This window comes from Sphingomonas sp. P4_G2 (genome assembly GCF_056401155.1).
This window is the reverse complement of record NZ_JBFUJY010000007.1, coordinates 83,107-104,676: the sequence shown is the minus strand read 5'-3', so window position 1 is coordinate 104,676 and position 21,570 is coordinate 83,107. Positions and strand designations below refer to the sequence as shown.

The 21,570-nt window shown below is 66.7% G+C and carries 12 protein-coding genes; 3 read left to right on the top strand and 9 right to left on the bottom strand.

The genetic code is table 11. The annotated features are described in order from the left end of the window. Nucleotides 1-2: 2 nt before the first annotated feature. Both AC1DRD_RS18695 and AC1DRD_RS18690 read right to left on the bottom strand, forming a co-directional pair. Nucleotides 3-3,176 carry a TonB-dependent receptor domain-containing protein gene (locus tag AC1DRD_RS18695; protein WP_478042573.1) on the bottom strand — a complete coding sequence of 1,058 codons (3,174 nt, stop codon included), beginning with the start codon at nt 3,174-3,176 and terminating at the stop codon, nt 3-5. Between the two features lie 33 nt (nt 3,177-3,209). Further along, the gene (locus AC1DRD_RS18690; RefSeq protein ID WP_478030877.1) at nt 3,210-4,550 is read right to left on the bottom strand and encodes a dicarboxylate/amino acid:cation symporter; all 1,341 of its coding nucleotides are present in this window, start codon (nt 4,548-4,550) and stop codon (nt 3,210-3,212) included. A gap of 197 nt (nt 4,551-4,747) precedes the next feature. On the opposite strand from AC1DRD_RS18690, the gene AC1DRD_RS18685 reads away from it, so the two are divergent. Together AC1DRD_RS18685 and AC1DRD_RS18680 are read left to right on the top strand one after the other, a co-directional pair. Then, nucleotides 4,748-6,532, top strand: a complete 1,785-nt coding sequence (locus AC1DRD_RS18685; protein WP_478030875.1) for a sensor histidine kinase — start codon at nt 4,748-4,750, stop codon at nt 6,530-6,532. Continuing rightward, entirely contained in the window at nt 6,529-7,854 is a 1,326-nt protein-coding gene (locus AC1DRD_RS18680; RefSeq protein WP_478042572.1) for a sigma-54-dependent transcriptional regulator, read from the top strand. The genes AC1DRD_RS18685 and AC1DRD_RS18680 overlap by 4 nt, the downstream gene beginning before the upstream one ends. A gap of 346 nt (nt 7,855-8,200) precedes the next feature. On the opposite strand, the gene AC1DRD_RS18675 is transcribed toward AC1DRD_RS18680, so the two are convergent. The 3 genes from AC1DRD_RS18675 to AC1DRD_RS18665 all read right to left on the bottom strand — a co-directional run bounded on the left by AC1DRD_RS18675 (nt 8,201) and on the right by AC1DRD_RS18665 (nt 12,003). Beyond that, nucleotides 8,201-9,157 carry a helix-turn-helix domain-containing protein gene (locus AC1DRD_RS18675; RefSeq protein ID WP_478030871.1) on the bottom strand — a complete coding sequence of 319 codons (957 nt, stop codon included), beginning with the start codon at nt 9,155-9,157 and terminating at the stop codon, nt 8,201-8,203. Nucleotides 9,158-9,245: 88 nt separating this feature from the next. After that, a complete protein-coding gene (locus AC1DRD_RS18670; RefSeq protein WP_478042571.1) occupies nt 9,246-11,267 on the bottom strand; it encodes a M13 family metallopeptidase in 2,022 nt (673 codons plus the stop codon). A gap of 85 nt (nt 11,268-11,352) precedes the next feature. Next, nucleotides 11,353-12,003 carry a DsbA family oxidoreductase gene (locus AC1DRD_RS18665; protein WP_478042569.1) on the bottom strand — a complete coding sequence of 217 codons (651 nt, stop codon included), beginning with the start codon at nt 12,001-12,003 and terminating at the stop codon, nt 11,353-11,355. A 161-nt stretch (nt 12,004-12,164) separates the two neighbouring features. On the opposite strand from AC1DRD_RS18665, the gene AC1DRD_RS18660 reads away from it, so the two are divergent. Then, entirely contained in the window at nt 12,165-13,691 is a 1,527-nt protein-coding gene (locus AC1DRD_RS18660) for a lipopolysaccharide biosynthesis protein (protein WP_478042568.1), read from the top strand. Here AC1DRD_RS18660 and AC1DRD_RS18655 read toward each other — a convergent pair. The 4 genes from AC1DRD_RS18655 to AC1DRD_RS18640 are packed head-to-tail and all read right to left on the bottom strand — an operon-like array spanning nt 13,646 to nt 21,483. Beyond that, complete coding sequence (locus tag AC1DRD_RS18655) at nt 13,646-14,326, bottom strand: 4'-phosphopantetheinyl transferase family protein (RefSeq protein WP_478042566.1); 681 nt, start codon at nt 14,324-14,326, stop codon at nt 13,646-13,648. The genes AC1DRD_RS18660 and AC1DRD_RS18655 overlap by 46 nt on opposite strands. A gap of 2 nt (nt 14,327-14,328) precedes the next feature. Next, nucleotides 14,329-18,324 (bottom strand): non-ribosomal peptide synthetase, encoded by a 3,996-nt coding sequence (locus AC1DRD_RS18650; RefSeq protein WP_478042565.1) that lies wholly within the window; start codon nt 18,322-18,324, stop codon nt 14,329-14,331. A 6-nt stretch (nt 18,325-18,330) separates the two neighbouring features. After that, nucleotides 18,331-19,593 carry a cytochrome P450 gene (locus AC1DRD_RS18645; RefSeq protein ID WP_478030861.1) on the bottom strand — a complete coding sequence of 421 codons (1,263 nt, stop codon included), beginning with the start codon at nt 19,591-19,593 and terminating at the stop codon, nt 18,331-18,333. Between the two features lie 24 nt (nt 19,594-19,617). After that, complete coding sequence (locus tag AC1DRD_RS18640) at nt 19,618-21,483, bottom strand: non-ribosomal peptide synthetase (RefSeq protein WP_478030860.1); 1,866 nt, start codon at nt 21,481-21,483, stop codon at nt 19,618-19,620. Nucleotides 21,484-21,570: the final 87 nt, after the last annotated feature.

Below are 21,570 nucleotides of genomic sequence, written 5' to 3'. Positions count from 1 at the left end.
CGTCAGAACTTCTTTCCGATCTGCATGTACCAATAGCGTCCATAAGGCACGTAGAGCGAGCCGAGATAGCCCGACTCAGTGACTGGCGGCTGCTTGTCGAAGATGTTGCGCGCGCCGACCCTGAAGCTTGTGCCGTCCATCGGGCCTTTCCGGAAGCGGTATTGCACATAGAGGTTGAACTGGGTCTGGCCGTCCACGACGAACGGGTTGCCCGCGCCATCGAGGAAGTTGGTGTCGTACACCGTGCCGATATAATTGGCGTAGCCGCCGAGCTGGACCCCGCCCAATGTCCAGGTCAGCGATCCCGACCAGCGCCATTTGGGCTTGCCGTTGACCTGGAGCAGGCTGCTGGCATCGGTCAGCGGGGTAGCCGGATTGATGGTGCCGGCGGCGCGCGCGTCGAACAGCGCCTGCACCGCGGGCGGCGTTTGACGGCTATACTTGGTCAGCCGCGCGACGTTGACGTTGAGGTTGAAGCGCCCGAACCCGGTCTTGACCGTGTAGAGCATGGTCAGATCGTAGCCGCGCACCGTCTGCGGCAGCAGGTTGACGAACTGGTCTTTGATCAGCGTCACCGCGCCCGCCGGGGCAAGCCCGGTGCCGGCGAAGACCGGCGTATCGTCGCTAGTCGGTGCGGCGCGGATCACATTGGGATTGCTCGAGCCTTGCAGGCGCAGCAAGTAATCGAGTACCAGCGCGTTCTGCGCGCCGAACTGGCCGACGATTCCGGTCTGCTTGATCGACCAGTAATCGGCGGTGAAGGTCAGCTTGCCATACTCACTCGGGATGAACTTGGGTTCGAGGACGACGCCCGCGGTCCAGTTGGTGCTGTTCTCTGGCTTGAGGTCGGGATTGCCGCTGACCGAAATCGAATAGCCGATCGTGCGCGAGCAGCCGGGGAAGTTGTTGGCCGCCAGTCGCCCGGCGCGAACATCCGCTTCACAGCGATAATAATCGGTCGACGCGGCGCCGTTGGTGTTGAGCCGCGAAAAAGCGACCGCGTTGGTCTGCTCCAGGTTCGGCGCGCGGAAGCCCTTCGAATAGGACCCGCGCAGGCGGATGCCGTCGATCAGGTCCCAGGCGGCAGCGATCTTGGGCTTCGCCACTGATCCGAAGTCGCTGTAATGTTCGTAGCGGCCGGCGAGCTGGACATCGAGGCGGCGGATCAGCGGCACGTTCATGTCGGGCGAGATGACCGGCACTGCGAGTTCGCCGAACGCCGAAAAGACGGTACGCTCGCCATGGGTGCTGAACGTCGGACTGACCGCGGCGATGTTCGACAGGTTGGTCGCGCCGGTCACCGCATCGGTGAAGGTCACGGTACCGTTGAGGTTCGGGTCGCGATCGTCGCGCTGCGTTTCGCGCCGGCCTTCGATCCCGAGCGCGATACCCAGGCCGCCGGCGGGCAGGCTAATCAGGTCCGGTTTGGACAGCTTGAAATCGGCGAGGCCTAGCGTGGTTTTGGATTGGCGGCGCAGATTGACCTTGAACTGGTCGATCGTCGATTGGCTGGCGGGCGAGCAGTCGCCCAGGCTGGGCGACGCCGCGCACCCGCCGCTGAACGGGTTATAGGCATCGGGCGTCGACAGGGCCAAATTCTTCTGCAGCTTGGTCATGTCGATCGCGTTCGAACTGTCGGTCGCCTGCGCTTCCGAATAGAGCAGCGCGGTATCGAAATCGAAGCTGCCGATCTTGCCCTTGGCACCGATCAGGAAGCGGTCCTGCCAATTGACCGTGTTGACGACCTGATGACCGGCATCGAGGAAGCGATAGGTGCTCAAGGTCACCGGCAGGCCGGCGGCGGGGACATTGGTCAGGCCCGGAATGCGGTTGGGGTTGGTCTGGCCGTTGGCGAACTTCACCGGGCCGAACGGGTTCCAGTAATTCGACGCCGGGATGGTGATGGCGTTGAGGTTGATCGTCGGCGGCTGGATGCGCTGCGTATCGGCGCGGTAATAGCCGAGCTCGGTATAGAGCGTGACGCGGTCGGACACGTCGTAATGCGCGGTCAGGAAGCTGTTGTAACGATTGAGCGACGGCGTGACCGAGGTGCCCGGACGCGTATCGAACCGCTCCGAGCGCAAGGTCGTCGCGGTCGCGCGGGTGCCGGTGCCGAGGCAGGTGTCGGCGCTGATCACGAACACGCAGCCCGGGTTGAGCACCGACTGGGTGTGGAACGCGCCGGCCGAGGAGGTCAGCGCCTTGTTGCCCGGGCTCATGCGGATTGTGCCCGGGCCGCCGACCACGGCGAGGTTGGCCCAGGGCGACTGAGTGGCGCGGCCGTCCGCGCTCAGGTTGCCGGCGAAGGCGGGATTATCCGCGAACAGCGAGAGCAGATTATCGGTTGCGGTATAGGGCTGGTCCGAGGCGAGCTGCGCGGTGTGTCGGGTGTAATCGAGGTAGAGCGACACGTTGCCGCGGCCGCCGCCGAAATTCTTGCCGTAGGTGCCGGTCAGTTCGTAGTCACGGCGGCTGGTGCCCTCGGGCCCACCATAGCGGAAGTCGAAGCTGCCGCCGTTGAGGTCGGTCTTGGTCACCGTGTTGACCACGCCGGCGACCGCATCCGAGCCGTAGATGGCGGCGGCGCCGTCGCGCAGAATCTCGACACGCTCGAGCCCCGCAACCGGCAGCGAATTGGCGTTGTAGCCGAGCACCGGGACATTGCCTTCGCCCGCCTGGCTGGTCGGGTGCGAGACGAGGCGGCGGCCGTTGAGCAGCACGAGCGTATAGCCGATGCCGAGGTTGCGCAGGTTGATCGAATTGACGTCGCCGCGCGCCGCGTTGCTGGTCTGCGGATTATTGCCTTCGTTGAAGGTGACGTCGCCCGCCTGGGGGATCGAGCGGAACAGATCGTCGCCCGACGCCGCGCCCATCGCGTCGATCTGGTCGCTGCCGATCACAGTGACGGGCAGCGCGGCAGTGGTCTTCGCGCCGCGGATCTGCGTGCCGACGACGACGATATCCTTTTCGGATCCGGACTGGCCGTTCGCCCGGCTGTCGTTGCTCTGCGAGTCGCTGAGGCCCGGGACGTTGTCCTGCGGTGCAGCCTGGTCTTGCGGTGCGGGTTGATCCTGCGGCGTGGCAGGCTTGTCCTGCGCGACTGCCGCGCTTGCCGCGGTCAGCGCCGCGAGCGCGGTGCCGGCAGCCAAGGCGCGCCGCCCGATCGATCGGTTCATGTCACTCTCCCTTATTTTATTATGCGATTGTTATTATGCGATGATCTGCGGCTCGACGGCCGCTTCGAGATTCTCTTCGATGAGCGGGCGTTGGTTGAGCGCGCGGTCGAGCGCGGTGCGGTCTAGTTTCCCTTCCCAGCGCGCGACGACGATCGCGGCGACCGCGTTGCCGATGAAATTGGTCAGACTCCGGCACTCGCTCATGAAGCGATCGACGCCCAGGATCAGCGCCATGCCGGCGACCGGCACCGACGGCACGATCGACAAGGTCGCAGCCAGCGTGACGAAGCCGGCGCCGGTGACCCCGGCCGCGCCCTTCGAGCTCAGCATCGCGACGGCCATCAGCAGCAACTGGTCGCCGAGCGATAGGTGAACGCCCGTCGCCTGTGCGATGAACAGCGCGGCCAGCGTCATGTAGATGTTGGTGCCGTCGAGGTTGAACGAATAGCCGGTCGGCACGACCAGTCCGACCACGCCGCGATCGCAGCCCGCCGCTTCCAATTTGGCGATGAGATTGGGGAGCGCAGCTTCGGACGACGAGGTGCCGAGCACGAGCAGCAATTCGGCTTTGAGATAGGCCAGCAGCTTGAGGATCGAGAAACCGTGCACGCGCGCGACCGCGCCGAGCACGACCAGCACGAACAGCAACGACGTTAGATAGAAGGTCGCGACCAAGGCGCCGAGATTGACCAGGCTGCCGACGCCATATTTGCCGATGGTGAAGGCGATCGCGCCGAACGCGCCGATCGGGGCGGCTTTCATCAGGATGCTGGTGAGCTTGAACACGACGAGGCCGAGCCGCTCGACCAGTTCGAGCACGGGCTCGGCGGGGCGGCCGACCAGCGACAGCGAAATGCCGAACAGGATCGCGACGAACAAGGTCTGGAGGATCGACCCTTCGGTCAGTGCCGAGACCATCGTGGTCGGGATGATCGCCATCAGGAAGCCGGTGACGCTGGTCTCGTGCGCGTCGTGGGCATAGCCGGCGACCGCCTTCATATCGAGCGTCGCGGGGTCGACGTTCATCCCCGCGCCGGGCTGGACGACATTGGCGACGACCAGGCCGATGATCAGCGCCAGCGTCGAGAAGACCAGGAAATAACCGAACGCCTTGATCGCGACGCGGCCGACCGAGCCGAGCTCGCGCATCCCGGCGATGCCGCCGACCACGGTCAGGAAGATGACCGGCGCGATGATCATCTTGACCAATTTGATGAACCCGTCGCCGAGCGGCTTGAGCGCCTCGCCGCCAGCCGGCCAGACATGGCCGAGCAGCGCGCCGAGCACGATTGCCGCCAGCACCTGCGCATAGAGATGACGGTAGAAAGGCGCGCGCGCGCGAGCGGCGGGAACCTCGACAGGTTGGGCGATCATTCTTCCTCTCTGTGGCGGCGGCAAGCCGCGTGGTCCTTGTCACCGGGCCTTGGTCGTGCATTCTTGCAGCAAGGAGAGAGGCGGGCCAGCGACTTGCCATTTCGATCTAATAGACTGAGAAACATGGTGTTTATCAATTACTCCAGTCGATGCCTGCCTGCAAAATGTGTGGATTTCCGCACATTATTGGCGATATAGTGCGGATTTTCGCCCCTTCGGTCCGCGCGGCTTGGCGCCGGGTCTGGCTGATCGGGCTCGTGCTGCTGGCGCTGGCCGCGCTGTTGGTCTGGGTGGGCGCGCGCTGGTCGCTGGCGCAGGCGGAGGCGGTGGCCGACGCCACCGCGCGCCAGACCGCACGCACCCACGTCGCCTTGCTTTCGAGCGAGCTTCAAAAATTCCGTCTGCTGCCGCTGGTGCTGGTCGAATATCCCGACATGGCGGCGACACTGGGCGACAGAAGCGGCGCCGCGCAGGCACGGCTCGACCGCACGCTCGAACAGCTCGCGCAGCGCACCGACGCGGCGGCGATCTATGTCGTCGACGCCGCGGGCACGACGCGTGCGGCGAGCAACTGGAACAGCCCCGCCAGCTTTGTCGGCCAGAATTACGGCTTCCGGCCCTATTTCCGCGACGCGATGGCGAACGGGGCGTCCGAATTCTTCGCCTTGGGAACGGTCAGCGGCCGCCCCGGCCTGTATCTTGCCCGCCGCGTCGACCGCGATGGCCGCGCGCTCGGCGTGGTGGTGGTGAAGGTCGAATTCGACGGCGTCGAAGCGGCATGGACCCGCAACACGGGCATGAGCTTCGTCGTCGATGCGCATGGCGTCATCCTGGTGACGGGGGTGCCCGACTGGCGCTTCCATGCGATCCGGCCGATCGATGCGGCGACCATCGCCGACCTCAGGCGCACGCTGCAATTCGGCAATGCTCCACCGGCACCCGCGCCTGTCGCGTTCGACGGTGCCGGAGCGCTGGTCGGCGGCAAGACCCGCTATCGCGTCGCGACCGAACCCGCGCCGCTGGGTGGCGGGCGGTTGTACCATTTGTCGCCGCTCGATCCGCCGCTGGCGGCGGCGCGCAGCCAGGCTTTGCTGCTCGGGCTGGGGCTGCTGCTGGTGGTCGCGGTCGGCGCCGGCTTGCTGATCCGATCGGCCGAGACGCGGCGGTTGCAGGCGGCGGCGCGCGCGGCGCTCGAGGAAGAAGTGAAGCGCCGCACCGCCGAATTGAGCGACGCCAATGCGCGGCTGGTGGTCGAGTCCGAGGAACGGATCGAGGCCGACCGGCGCTATCGCGAATCGCGCGAGGAACTCGCTCAGGCCAACCGGCTCGCCTCGCTCGGCCAGATCACCGCCGGGGTCGCGCATGAGATCAACCAGCCGGTCGCGGCGATCCGCACCTTTGCCGAGAACGGCACGACTTTCATCGACCGCAATGCCCCCGGCAATGCGCGTGAGAATCTGGTGCGGATCGTCGACCTGACCGCGCGGATCGGCACGATCACCGGCGAATTGCGTGCCTTCGCGCGGCGCCGCGCGGGCGCGAGCGGCACCGCAGCGCTGGGGCCGGTGCTCGACGGCGTATTGCTCCTGCTCGGCGAACGCGCGCGGGGCGTGGTGCGGGTCGCGATCGACGATCGGCTGCTCGCCTCGCCATTGGTCGGCGATCGCACCCGGCTCGAACAGGTTGTCATCAATCTCGTCCAGAACGCGATCGAGGCGGTCGACGGGCGCGCCGACGGCAGCGTGATACTGACCGCGGCACCGGTCGACGGGGCGATCGAGCTGACCGTCGCCGACACCGGGCCAGGGCTGGACCCGGCGATCGCGGCGAGCCTGTTCACGCCGTTCGCGTCGGCCAAACCCGAAGGGCTTGGACTCGGGCTGGCGATCGCCCGCGACATCGCGCGCGAATTCGGCGGCGACATCACGCACAGCCCCGGTCCGGCGGGCGCCACTTTCGTCGCGCGATTGAAGACCGCATGACCGGCCCGGTGATCTTCGTCGAGGATGACGACGCATTGCGGCTGGCGACGGGACAGGCGCTCGAACTTGCCGGGATAGAAGTAAAGCCCTTCGCGCGCGCCGATCACGCCGTCGCGGCGATCACTCGCGACTTTCCCGGCGCGATCGTCAGCGACATCCGCATGCCGCATATGGACGGGCTCGAATTCCTGGCGGCGGTGGCAGCGATCGACCGCGAGATCCCGGTCATCCTGATCACCGGTCACGGCGATATCGCGATGGCGGTGGGAGCGATGCGCGATGGCGCGGCCGATTTCCTGACCAAACCGTTCGCGACCGACCATCTGGTCGCCGCGGTCCGCCGCTCGCTCGACCATCGCGCGCTGGTGATGGACAATCGCCGATTGCGCTTGCTGGCCGAGCAGCCCGCCGACGATCCGCTGATCGGCGACAGCCCGCCGATGCAGCGCCTGCGCCACATCGTCCGTCAACTCGCCGAGGCCGATATCGACGTGCTGGTCGAAGGCGAGACCGGGACCGGCAAGGAACTGGTCGCCACCTTGCTGCACCGTTGGGGACGGCGGCGTGCGCGCCCGCTGATGGCGGTCAATTGCGGCGCGTTGCCCGAAGGCCTCGCCGAGATCGAGTTGTTCGGCCATGCCTCGGACAGCGTGCCGCACACCCGGCTGTCGCGCGTCGGCCAGATCGCGGCGTCGAGCGGCGGCACCTTGCTACTCGACGAGATCGACAGCATGCCGATGGCGATGCAGGCGCGGCTGCTCCGCGTGCTCGAGGAGCGAGAAGTCCATCCGATCGGCGCCGAGCGCCCCGAACCGGTCGATTTGCGCGTCGTCGCGACCAGCAAGATCGATCTGGCCGAAGCAGTGCGGGCCGGACAATTCCGCGCCGATCTGCTCTATCGGTTGAGCACCGCGCGCATCCGCGTACCGCCGTTACGCGAACGCGGGGAGGACGTGCTGACGCTGTTCGCCTTGTTCGCGCACGAAGCGGGCGAGCAGTTCGGTCAGTCCGACTGGCGGATGGATGCCGCAACGCGTGGGCGGCTGCGTCACCACGACTGGCCCGGCAATGTCCGCGAGCTGCGCAATTTCGCGGTCGAGACGGTGATGGGCATTGCGCCCGACGATCTGCCGGGTCGCGCCGTCGAACGGTCGCTGCCGGAGCGGGTTGCCGACTATGAGGCGAGCGAAATCCGTGCCGCGCTGGAAGTCAGCCGGGGACGGATCCAGCCGGTGCTGAGCGCGCTCGGCCTGCCGCGCAAGACACTCTACGACAAGATGGCGAAATACGGGATCGTGCCGGGGAACTACCGAGGAACCTGACAACGGTTCGATCTGTCGGAGTGCGGTGGCGCCGACACATCCCCCCCCGGAAATGCTGGGGTGCGGCCTCATCCTTGCGGATTGGCCAGCGTTCCCCGGTCGCAGCGCCACCGAGTGGATCATTAGCGCAATTCCGCGTCATCGCCTTTGAATGCGGAGCCCGCTTACTTGAACGAGTGTTTCAGATAGCGGCGTTAATGATCTTCGTCGGCCAGATCTCGACCGGTTCGGCGGATATATCGCTCGAATTCCTCTACCTTCAGGGCTGCTCCGGTGGGTGCCATCGCGCGATTCGCACGCCAAGAAATACCGCATTTGAATGCACGTTCCGTGTGCGTAACCACCGTCAGATCGATGTCAGGCCAATCAATTGCCGCCGGTAGGTGCTGGGCGCGACGCCGTAGCGCGCGCGGAACGAGCGCGACAGGTGCGCCGCGTCGCTGAACCCGTAAAGGTCGGCAAGCGCCTGTAGCGGCTCGTCGCTGCCGGGCTGGCTCAAAAGCTGGTGGACCGCTTCGAGCCGACGGTTTCGGATATAGGCCTGGACGCCGCCATCGTCGTCGAACAACCGATGCAGGCTGGTCCGCGACAGACCAAGGTCACGGCACAAGCGCGCGATGGTCAGGCCGGCCGATCCGAGGTGTGCGTCGATCAGTGCCCGGGCGGCGTGCGCAGCGGCAGCGCGACGCACTGCCTGTGCGCTTTCGGGCTCCGCCGAGCGCTCGGTCAATACCAGCAGGTCGATGATCGTCCGCGACAGCAGCGGAATGTCTTCCTCGCAATAGGCGTCGGCGGTCTGCAACAGCCGGTCGAGATAGGCGATCAGCGCGGCGCCGGCGGCGGAGCGGACGACCACGCCATGCAAGGCCGCGACGTCGAGGCCGTTGCTGGTCGCCAGCGGTCGAGCAACGGCCACCAGGATCGTCCGGCTCGCGCTCGAATCGTGGCGCGAGGTCTGCGACAGGTCGACGAAATGCACGCTGCCCGGGCCGGTGCGAAACGGGCGGTCGCCCATAACGCCTGCCGCGCGCCCGGCCAGCGTGATGGCGATATTCAACGTCCCGGGATCGTTCGCGGCGATCAATTGGGCATCCCGAACCCAGCGCTGGGCCGTGAAATCGGCGCGATGCACGATCAGATCGCCGAGCAGGAGCGACACCGCCGAAGCGGCGAACGGCTCGTGCGGCGTCGTGCGATAGAGCGTGCCGATGCTCGGCCACGGCCGCTCGACCCAGGCGCTGTGACTGGTGGCGCCCGAATCCGCCTTGAAGTGCCGAAGCCGGAGGCGCGGGGACGAACGCATCAGCGTCCCCTAGCAGCGGTGGCGACGTTAGTGGAGCGCGCGGAGGCCGATCCCGACCTGCTCGCCAATGCTCGAGACCTTGCCGCCGCTACCAAACGTGGACGCGATCCTCGGGCGCCAGGTACAATTTGTCGCCCGGCTTGACGCCGAACGCGGCGTACCAGGCGTCCATGTTCCGGACGATGCCGTTGACGCGATATTCCTCCGGGCTGTGCGGGTTGGACAGAAGTTGCGCGCGTAACGCGCCTTCGCGTGCCTTGCCTTGCCAGCTCTGCGCATAGGCGATGAAGAAGCGCTGGTCGCCGGTATAGCCGTCGATCACCGCCGGCTCGCCATGGCGCGCGACATAGCGCCGATACGCAGCGTATGCGGCTTCGAGCCCGCCGAGATCGCCGAGATTCTCGCCCAGGGTCAGTTCGCCCTTGATGTGGACGCCGGGGATCGGCTCATAGCCGTTGAACTGCGCGACCAGCTTTTGCGCGTGCGCGGTGTAGCGGTCGGCGGATTCCTTGGTCCACCAGTCGCGCAATTTGCCCTGCGCGTCGAACTGGCGGCCTTCGTCGTCGAAACCATGGCCCATTTCGTGGCCGATCGTGGCACCCGTCTCGCCGTAATTGACCGCGGGATCGGCGGCGGGATCGAAGAACGGCGGTTGCAGGATCGCCGCCGGGAACGTCACCTGGTTCATCAGCGGGTTGTAATAAGCGTTCACTTCCTGGACGTTCATGTCCCACAGCCCGCGATCGACCGGCTTGGGCAGCCGCGACAATTCGAGCTTCCACTGGAAATCCTCGGCCGCGATCGCGTTGCCGAGCGGATCGGTCCGCGACACCGGCATCGCCGAATAATCGATATATTTGGCCGGATGCCCGATCCGCGGATCGAACGAGGCGAGCTTGGCGAGCGCTTCCTTGCGCGTCGGCTCGTCCATCCATGCCGCGTTGTCGATCTTTTCCTTATACGCGGCGCGCAAATCGCCGATCAGCTCGGTCATCTGCTTGTCGGTATCGGCGGTCCAGTGATGCTGGGCGTAGAGCTCGCCCACCGCCTCGCCGAGATAGTCGTTGAGCAGGCGCACGCCGCGCTTCCAGCGCTCGGGCTGGCTTTGCACGTCCTGCATCGTCCGGCTGTAGAAACCGAACCGCGTGTCGTCGAACGCCTTGGGCAGATATTGCGCATGGTCGCTGATGAAGCGGAAGGTCATCCAGTCCTTCCAGGTGGCGAGCGGCGTCGTCTCGATCGCCTTGCCCGCCGCGGTCACCGCGCTGGGTTCGGCGACGACCACGATCGGCATCTTGCCCAGGCCGATCTTGGCCAGCACCGGGGTCCAGTCGAATTGCGGCGCGAGCTTGTTGAGGCCGGCGCGGTCCATCGGGTTATAGGTCTTGACCGGGTCGCGCCGCGCTTCGGGCGTCCATTGGTCCTGTGCCAGCTTGGTTTCGAGCGCGATGATCGCATCGGCCTTGGCCGCTGCGTCGGGGATTCCGGCCAGCTCCTGGATATGGATGATATAATCGCGATAGGCCTTGCGATAGCCGACGTATTTGGCGTCGGGCAGCAGATAGTAATCGCGCGTCGGCAGGCCGAGCCGGGCCTGGCCGGTGTCGACCGTATAATGGGTCGGATCCTTGGAATTGGGGCTGACCCCGATGTTGATCGGCGCGGCAAAACCGGGCTCGGCCATCAGCGCGACGAGCTGGTTGGTATTGCTGACCGTGGCGATCCGCGCGAGCCAGGGCTTGAGCGGCGCGGTGCCGCGCGCCTCGATCCCGGCCTGGTCCATCCAGGCGCCGTAGAAATTGGTGATCCGGCGCATCTTGGGGTCGGCCGGGTTGGCGCCGGCATCCTCGACCAGCTTGCGGACTTCCGCCTCGCTTTCGTCGGGCATGTCGTAATTATAGCCGGCGCGCGCCTTGTCCGGGGCGATCGGCGCGGTCTTGAGCCAGCTGCCCTCGGCGTATCGGAAGAAATCGTCGCCGGGCTTGGTCGCCTTGTCCATCGAGGTGTAATCGACTCCCCACGGGCCGTATTTCGGCTTGGGCGCGGTCTGGGCAACGGCCAGCCCCGACATGCCCAGCAGCAACAGCGCAGCAACCCGCTTGATCGCCATGACGAAACTCCCCGCTCGATGATCGCTCGCGCGGTGTGTTGTCAGACTAGGGCGGCCGACAAAAGCGGAATCTTGTTGCCCGGTTTCAGGCGGCTTCGGCGACGATCTGGCGCAGCGCGCGCTCGAACGCTTCCGGCGGCTGGCCGCCCGAGATCAGGTAGCGGCCGTCGATGACGACCGCCGGCACCGAGTTGATGCCGCGCGACTGCCACAGACGTTCGGCGTCGCGGACCTCTTGCGCGTAGCGGCCCGAGGACAAGACTTCACGTGCGGTGGCGCCGTCGAGCCCGGCCTGCTCGGCGATCGAGACCAGAGTGTCGTGATCCGACACGTCGAGGCCTCGAGTGAAGTTGGCCGCGAGCAAGGCATGTTTGAGCGCGAGCTGACGCCCTTCGAACTCGGCCCAATGGAGCAGGCGGTGCGCGTCGAACGTATTGTGCAGCCGCCGCTCGCCCAACATTGCCATGTCGAACCCAACCGCCGCCGCGCGGTCGCGGATCGTGTCGCGATTGGCGGCGGCTTGCTCGGCGCTGATGCCGTATTTGCGCTTGATATGCTCGACTGAATCCTCGCCTTCGGGCGGCATGTCGGGATTGAGTTCGAACGGCTGGAAGGTGATCTGCGCATCGACCAGGTCGCCGGCGCGCGCCAGCGCTTCCTCCAGCCCATTGAGGCCGACCGCGCACCACGGGCAGGCGATGTCGGAGACGAAATCGATCTTGATTGGCCGGGGCATTCGGCATCCTTTCCTGTGCGGTCACGGCACAGATAAGAATCGGATTGCCGCATTTCATCGGTGCCGCGCACGGGCGACGGTTTTCGTCTTATGCCGGGCATCTTAAGTGCGCGACGACGCGGTTTACGCGCACTTAATCGTGTCGGGTGCATGAAGCGGTGATGCTGCATGCACCCGTGTCCAAGCCGGAAGAGGAATCGCCGTCGCCTTCGCTGTTTGCGCAGGCGCGGTCGGCGGTGATCTGGCGCTCGGGCGCGCAGATCGTCGGGCAGATCATCACCTGGGGCGCGACCTTCCTGGTCATCCGCATCCTCGATCCGCATGACTACGGCCTGTTCGCGATGACCCAGGTTGTGCTGGCGGTGCTCAATATGCTCAACGGCGCGGGGCTGGCGAGCGGGCTGATCCAGAAGCCCGATGCTGACGAGCGGACGATCCGCCAGCTCTATGGCATGCTGATCGTGCTCAATTTCGGGCTCGGCGCGGTGCAGTTCCTGATGGCGCCCTTGGTCGCGGCCTATTTCCACCAGCCGATCGTCGCCGATCTGCTGCGCGTGCAGGCGTTCCTCTACGTCACGACGCCGTTCGTGGCGTTTCCCTATGCACTGCTGGCGCGCGCGATCGATTTCAAGCAACAGGCCAAGGTCTATTTCCTGTCGTCGATCACCGGTGCGGTGGCGGCGCTGGCGGGTGCTTATGCCGGCCTGGGCGTGTGGACGCTGATCCTGGCGCCGGCCGTGCTCTACACCACCCGCGCGATCGGGATGACCAAGGTATCGGGGCATCGTTACCGCCCGCTGTTCGACTTCCGCGGCGCGGGCGAGCTCGCCAAATTCGGCGGACTGATGGCGGCGGGGCAGTTCTTCTGGGTGCTGCAGAGCCAGGCCGACGTGTTCATCGCCGGTCGCGTGCTCAATCCCGCGACGCTCGGGCTCTACACGACCGGGCTGTTCCTGACGCAGATTCTGGTGTCCAAGTTCGTGCCGGCGATCAACGATGTCGCCTTTTCGATCTATGCGCGGATGCAGGACGATCGCGCGGCGGTCGCCGACGGCTTCGCGCGTTCGTCGCGGATGGTGATGCTGGTCGCGATGCCTTTCTATGTCGGGTTGGCGGTGACCGCCGGGCCGCTGGTGGCGACCGTGCTCGGGCCCAAATGGGTCGAGGCCGCGCCGCTCGTGCGATTGCTCGCGGTGGCGATGCCGGCGATGACTCTCCAGGTATTGTTCAGCCCGGCGTGCAGCGCGATGGGACGGCCTGGGATCAACGTGCATACCGGCATGATCGGTGCGGTACTGTTGCCGCTGGCGTTCGTGGTCGGGCTGCGCTGGGGCGTGACCGGGCTCGCCGCTTCCTGGTTCTTTGCCTATATCCTCTATCTCGCGATCACCGCTTGGCGCGTGCTGCCGGTGCTCGGCCTGTCGGCGATGGCGCTGGCGAGGGCGATCGCGCCGACTGTGACGCCGGCACTGGCAATGGGCGCGCTGGTCGTGGGAATCGACCACATCTTGCCTATCATGGCGGTGCAGCTCCGGCTCGCGATCCTGGTCGCGGCGGGGGGTGTCGTCTATCTCGGCTGGCTGTGGCTGTTCTCGAAAGACACTGTGCTCGAGGCGATCTCGATGGTGCGCGGCAAGCCTTATTATCGCGCGGGCGAGGGGCCGGCCCAGGTCACCAGCGCCGCCTGATAGCCGGGCGCCGGCTCGAACGAGGCCAAGGCCCAGCCCGGCTCGTCGCTGGTGAAGCGCGCGGGCTCGCCGGGGGCCACCGACACGGTGAAGGCGTCGAGCGGGTGCGAGAGGCCGAGGCCGAGCGCTTTCACGTACGCTTCCTTGCGCGTCCAGCAATTATAGAAGCCGGCGATCCATTGCTCGCTCGGGAGCGCGGTCAGCGTCGCATATTCTTCGGCCGCGAACAGCCGTTGGGCGACGCGCGGGCAGGCCAGTTCGGGGTTGCGCCATTCGATGTCGCAGCCGATCGCCCCGCCGCGCATCGTCGCCAGCAGCGCCAGCCCGTTCGAATGCGAGAGGTTGAAGGCGAGATCGGGATCGTCGCGCAGAAACGGCTTGCCGTGCTCGTCCGTGGCGATGCACACCATCTGCGGCGCGATACCCAACTCCTGACCGAGATGCGCGCGCATCAGTCCGCGCCGAGCGACAAATCGGTCGCGGTCGACCGGACGACGGAAAGCCGCCGCCCGCCGACATTCGTCCGCGTCGAGCCAGCAACGATATTCGTCGAGTTCCGCGCGCGGCAGGTCGAGGTCGAGCAACGTCAGGGTCGCAATGCCCGGCGCGGCGCGGTCGATCGCGGCCATGTCCATGATCAGGGCCTCAGGCGGCGGCCCGGCCGGCAGGCCCGATCGAGCGCTTCGTTCAGCCGCTGCGCGAAGGTCGCGACGTTTGGCGGCTCGGCCATCGTGCCGTGCGTGCCGGGAACGTCGAACGATTCGAGCGAGCCCCGTACGACTTCCGACCAACCCGGGCGGCTGTCGAGCACCGCCAGCCGTTCGGCCGGCTGGAACAAGGCGACCACGCCGTCATAATCGCCGGGGAAATAGCCGTACGCGGCCTGTTCCATCTGCGCGGCGAACACGCGGTAGCGACCCTCGCGCTCGGCGATCTCGGCGACGCCGACATCTTCCATCAGGCCCCGCGCGCGGTCGAAGGCGTAATCCAGCCGCTTGCCGATCGGCAGATTGCTCCACACGCCGAGATGGTAGCGCGCCTTGCTCATCCGCATCTGCGCCGAGGTGATCTTCTGGAACGCGACCGGGTTCATCGTATGGCCGAGCGCGAGCAGCGGCACGTCTTCGCCCGCGGCGCGCAATTGCCGCGCGACCTCGAACGCCATGATGCCGTTGGTGCACCAGCCGCCGATCAGATACGGGCCATTCGGGCGGCTCTCGCGGATCACCGTGACGATCTCCGACGCCATCTGCTCGAACGTCATGCCCGGCTGCAAGGTGCGCTCGAGGATCGGGCCGAGCGGCAGCCCGAGGAACGGGCGGTCGGTGCCCATCGCTTCCGCCAGCGCCATGAAGGTCGGGCCGCCGTCGAGCCACAATAGCGGCAATTCGTCGCCGAGCGGCTGGAGCGGCACCCACTCGCCGAGATCGGCAATGACATTGCCCTCGATCCGCTCGGCGAGCTTTTCGAGCGTCGGCGCCTGGAAGAATTCGGCCATGCCGATGCGGCGGCCCCATTGCTGTTCGATGCGGACGAGCAGCCGCGCGACGAGCAGCGAATGCCCGCCGAGTTCGAAGAAGCTGTCGTCGCGGCTGACCTGGCCGATACGCAGCAGGTCGCACCAGATCGCGGCGAGCTTCTCCTCGGTCTCGCCCTGCGGCGGTTCGATCTCGCGCGCACCCGCGCCACCAGGCTGCGGCAGCGCCTTGCGGTCGACTTTCGCATTTGGCGTCATCGGCAAGGCCGGCAGATGCTCGAAATGCGAGGGGATCATGTAATCGGGCAGCGTCCGGGCGAGATGCTCGCGCAGCTCGGCGCGGCTCGGCGGCGTGTCGCCGCGGGTGACGATATAGGCCGCGAGTGCGCGTTCGCCCGAGGCGTCGGGCCAGCTGCGCACGGCGGCGGCGGCGATGTCGGGATGCTCGGCGAGCGCGCCTTCGATCTCCTCGACCGCGACGCGATAGCCGCGGATCTTCTCGTCATTGTCGACGCGGCCGAGGCACAGGATCGTGCCGTCGGGCCGATAGCGGGCGAGGTCGCCGGTGCGGTAGAGGCGCTCGCCACGGATCTCGACGAAGCGCTCGGTGGTGAGGTCGGCGCGGTGGCGATAGCCGTGCGCGAGGCCGGCGCCGCCGATGAACAATTCGCCGACCACGCCGATCGGCGCGGTGTTGCCATAGCGGTCGAGGATATGGATCGTCGTGTTGGCGATCGGGCGGCCGATCGGCACCGGGCCGTCGCCGGACGTGACGCGCGCGACGGTCGACCAGATCGTGGTCTCGGTCGGGCCGTAGACGTTCCATAGCTCGCCCGAGCGTTGGACCAGGCTTTCGGCGAGGTCGCGCGGCAGCGCTTCGCCGCCGCACAGGATGCGCAGGGTCGGCGATCCTTGCCAGTTCGCCTCGATCAGCGCACGCCAGGTCGCGGGGGTCGCCTGCATGACGCTCGGTTTGGCGCCGACGAATAGCTCGTTCAACTGGCGCGGGTCGGCGGTGACGCTCTTGGGCGCAACGATCAGCTCGCCGCCGCTGATCAGCGGCAGGAACAGTTCGAGCGCGGCAATGTCGAACGACAAGGTGGTGACCGCGAGCAGCGAATCCTCGGACGTGAAGCCGGGGTTGGCGCGGAACGAGGTCAGCAGGTTGATCAGCGCTTGATGGCCGATCTCGACACCCTTGGGATTGCCGGTCGAACCCGACGTGTAGAGGACATAGGCGAGGTCGGTCGGCTGGACGGAGACCGATGGACGTGTGGTCCCGGCCGGCGCGACGTCCTCGATCAGGATGCGCTTGAGCGGGCATTTTGGCAGGACGTGGCTCAGGCGCCGCTCGGTCAGCAGCGCGGCAGCGCCCGCATCGGTCGCGATATAATCGAGCCGCGCGACGGGGAAATCGGGATCGAGCGGCAGGTACGCCGCGCCGATCCGGTGCACCGCGAACAAGGCGGCGACCATGTCGGGCGAGCGGTCGAGGCAGATGCCGACCAGATCGCCTGGCCTGAGCCCGGCTGCATGCAAGGTGCCCGCAATGGCGTCGGCGCGCGCGTCGAGCGCGGCATAGCTGACCGCCTGATCGCCGAAGCGGATCGCGATGGCATCGGGCCTCGCCGCGACTTGCGCACGGAACGCCTCGGGCAGCATCGCCGAAGACAGCGGCGTGGCAGTGTCATTCCAGTCGACCAGCAATTGCTGCCGCTCGCGCTCGCCGAGCAGCGGCAGGTCCTTGAGCGGCCGGGTCGCATCCGCAACCACGCCTTCGAGGATCGTCAGATAATGACCGATCATCCGCCGCACCGTCGACGGGTCGAACAATTCGGTCGAATAGAGGAAGCGGCCGTGCATCCCCTCATTCTGGCGCTCGTCGAGTTCGAGATAGAGGTCGAATTTGGCGCCCCCGACCACGACGTCCATCTGGGTCAGGTCCCAGCCGTTGGGGAAGGGATCGACCGGCGGTTCGATCGAGAACAGGCAATTGAACAGGGGATGCGTGCCCGGCCGGCGCTTGACGTCGAGCGCGCGGACCACCTCGTCGAAGGGCGCTTCGCTCGCGGCGAGCGCGCCGAGCACGGAGTCGCGCACTTCGGTCAGGAAATCGCTGAACCGTGTCTCGCCTTTGGGCTTAGCCCTCAGCGCGATCGTGTTGAGGAAATAGCCGACGACATTTTCGAGTTCGGGGCGGCGGCGCAGGTCAGTAACCCCGCCGACGATGATATCCTCGTCGCCCGAATAGAGGTGGAGCTGCGCGTGATAGGCGGCGAGCAGGGTCATGTAGAGCGTGACGCCGTGGCGTTGTCCGACCAGCTTCAAGTTTTCGATCAGGTCGTTCGGAATCTCGAACACTTCCATCGACCCGGCATGGGTCGGGCGCGCCGGCTTGGTGCGGTCGCCGACCAGTTCGAGCTTGGGCGGCGCATCGGCCAACGTGCGGCGCCAATAGTCGATCTGCTTCTGGATCGGCGCGCTCTTGAGATGCTCCTGCTGCCAGATCGTGTAATCGCCATATTGCAGCGCGGGCATCGGCAGCGGCGAGGGCGCGCCGCGCGAGAAAGCGTCGTAGAGTTTGGCCAGCTCGGGCACGATCACGCGATAGATCGCGACGCCGTCGAAGATGATGTGGTGGAGCGTGAAATAGAGCCGGTGATTGTCGTCGGCGAGCTTGACGATGCGCGCGCGGAACAGCGGCGCGTCGTTCAGGTCGATCGCGCGGCGCGCATCCTCCTGGCCGATCGCCAGCGCGGCGGCGTCGCGCTCGGCTTCGGGCAGATGGCTGACATCGTCATAGGGCAGCACGATGTCGCGATGCTCGCGGACGCGCTGCACCAGCACGCCGCCTTCCTCGACGAACGCGGTGCGCCAGGCTTCGTGCCGACGCAGGATTTCGTTGACGCTGCGCTCCATCGCGCCGCGGTCGAAACTGCCGAAGCGGTGGATCGTGATCGACTCGTTATAGAGCGGCACGTCCGGCGCCATGATGGCGTGGAGCCACACCTGACGCTGGTCGGCCGACAGCGGGATCTCCGCGTCCGGTGTGCGCTTCTCGATCTGCTGCGGCTTGGCGACGGCCACGCCGCCGCCCCGCATCATCTTTTCGAGCAGTGCCCGCTTCGACGCGGACAGATCGACATGCGCATTCATGGGTGTTCAGGCCTCCACGGGGCGGAAGGCGAGCGGGAGGGCGCTCAACCCGCGCAGACCCGAATTGGTGCGCCATTCGAGCGTGCTCTCGGGCACCGCGACGCGAATGTCCTCCATGCGTGCGAGCAAGGCGAGGTACGAGATCCGCGCTTCCATCCGCGCCAGCGCCGCGCCGAAGCAGAAATGCGCCGCCCAGCCAAAGGCGAGGTGACGGTTGTCGGTGCGGGTCAGATCGAGCTCGTCGGGATTGGGGAAGCGTTCGGGATCGCGGTTGCCGGCAGCCATCACCGCCATCACCGCTTCACCCTTTTTCATCAGCTTGCCGCCGATCTCAGTGTCCTGCTTGACGATACGCGCGGTGTGCTGGCTCGGCGTCTCATAGCGCAGCAATTCCTCGACCGCGCTTTCGATGATTTCGGGATGCGCGCGCAATTGCGCCATCTTGTCGGGCTGGCGCGTGAGCGTCAGGATCCCGTTGCCGATCAGGTTGGTCGTGGTCTCCTGACCGCCGACCATCGTCACGATGGTGTTGGCGATGACCTCGTCCTCGGACAGGCGCTGGCCGTCGACCTCGGCATCCATCAGCGAGCGGATCAGCCCGTCATGCGGGTTGCGCTCCTGCTCGCGAACCGCATCGCGGAAATAGCCGGTCATGTCGGCGACGCACTTGAGGACGTCGCGGACGCGGTCGGGGTTGTGCTGGAAATTGCCGAGCATCTCGGCGAAGGTCGCCGACCAGGCCTTGAGCTGGCGATGGTCCTCGAGCGGCACGCCGAGCAGGCCGGCCGTGACGATCGCCGGGAAGGGCTCGGCGAAATCGGCGATCAGCTCGCACTCGCCGCCTTGCACCGCCTGGTCGATCAGGTCGTGCGCGATCTCGCGGACCTTGTCCTCCATCGCATCGACCCGGCGCGGGGTGAACGCGCTCATGCACAATTTGCGCAGGCGGGTGTGGTCCGGCGCGTCGAGGAACAGCATCTGCCGCGCCATCAGATCGGCGACGGGGCCGAGCGAGGGCAGGCCGAGCGCCTCCATCTTCTTGGGATCGGGCGTGCGGTCCGCGCTGAATTCCTTCAGCACGAAATGCACGTCCTCGTACCGAGTGACGACCCAGGTGTGCATGAACGGATCCCACATCACCGGCGCTTCCTCGCGGAGTCGGCGGTAGAACGGGAAGGGATCGGCATGCACTGCCGGGTCGAGCAGCTGGAACAGGCTGAGGCTCGGGTCGAACGGCTGGGCCGCGGCGATGGGCGAATGCTCGGTCATATCTCTCGGCTCTCCGTTGGGCCGTTATTGCTGGGCGCGCGTGGCGGCTTCGTCGTCGTCCATCGCCTCGATCATCGCGAACACGATCTCCTCGATCCGCGCGGCGAGCTGGCGGATGGTCGGCGCCTGGAACAGGTCTCGCAGCGTCAGATCGATGCCGAACGCCTCGCCCGCGCGCAGCACCACCTGGGTGCCGAGCAGCGAGTGACCGCCGAGCAGGAAGAAATTGTCGTCGACCCCGACATTGCCGCGGCCAAGCACGCCTTCGAGGATCTCGGCGAGCTTTGCTTCGGCCGGCGTCTCGGGCGCGGCGAACCCGGCCGAGGCGAGGGCGTTGGCGTCGCTCGGTTCGGGCAGAGCGCGCTTGTCGAGCTTGCCGTTGGGCGTCAGCGGCAGCGCGTCGATCCGGACGAACGCGCCGGGGATCATATATTCGGGCAGGGTCTTGCCGAGGAATTCGCGCAGTTCTTCGGCCGACAGCGGGTCCTTCTCGACGACATAGGCGACGAGCATGTCGCCGCCATCGGGCGAGGGCGCCGCGATCACCGCGCCCGAGCGGACGCCGGGATGGGTGCGCAGGACGCTCGCGGTTTCCTCGGGCTCGACGCGATGGCCGCGCACCTTGGCCTGGTCGTCGACGCGGCCGTGGAACGTGAGCTGGCCATCGGGGCGCCACGCGGCGCGGTCGCCGGTGCGGTAGAAGCGCTCGCCGTCGATCATGATGAAGGCGGCGGCGGAGAGCTCGGGCTGATGGCGATAGCCGCGCGCGACTTGCGGACCGCCGATATAGATTTCGCCCTGTTCGCCATCGGCAACGGCCTTGCGCTCGCCGTCGAGGATGCGGATCGTCGTGCCCTTGATCGGATAGCCGATCGCGGGAAGCCCGGTTTCCTCATTGCCCGGCGGCACGATCGCCGACGTGGCGACGACGGTGCATTCGGTCGGGCCGTAATTGTTGACCAACGCGAAGGGCAGACCCGGACGCGGACGACCGAGCAGCCGATCGGCGCCGGTCAGGATGTAGCGGAGCTTGGTGCCCATCGCCCAATCGTCGCGGACCAGGTCCTGCGCAAGCGCGGTGGGAACGAAAGCGACGGTGACGCCCTGGACGATCAGCCACGCGCGCAACCGCTCGTCCGAGGTGCGGACGTCGTCGGTCGCCAGCACCACCGAGGCGCCGGCGCACAGATACGGCCAGACTTCCCAGACCGAAGCGTCGAAGCCGAGACCGGCAAGGTGGCTGCCGCGATCGTCGGCGGTGACGCCGAACGCCTCGTTATGCCAGCCGATCAGCCAGGAGAGATTGGCGTGGGTGACCTCGACGCCTTTGGGCTTGCCGGTCGTGCCCGAGGTATAGATGACATAAGCGAGCGCATCGGGATCGTTGGGCGCCGCGGCGAGCGGCTCGGCGGTAGCGAGCTCCGGGGCCTGCCAGTCGAGCGTGACGACCGGGGTCGGGCTATTGGGCACGCGCGCGGCAGTGTCTCCGCGGCCGACGACGAGCGCACAAGCGGCTTCCTCGACGATCGTCTGGAGGCGGCCGTCGGGCCAGCTCGGATCGAGTGGCAGATAGGCGGCACCCGCTTTCCATGCGCCGAGCACGACGACGAGTTGGTCGAACGAGCGCTCGAGGCACACGCCGACCAGCGATTCGCGACCGACGCCCTGCGACGCCAGCCAGGCGGCGACGCGGCTCGCTTGGGCGTCGAGCTCGGCATAGCTGAGCACGCCGCAGGGTGCGACCAGCGCGGTGGAATCGGGATGGCGCTTGGCGATCTCCGCGACGACATGCGGCGTCGAGAAGGGCGGCGCGACGAAAGCGGCGGCGCGGGTTGCCGGGGATTCGCCGCCCTGCGACGAATGGAGCGATGCGTTGTGCTGACTAGCCATAGGCTCGCGCTTAACCGATCAGTCGTTTTGAAACGTTTAAAGCGGCGGCAACCCTCTCGTGCCCGCTGCTCGGCGAAGAGCGGTTAA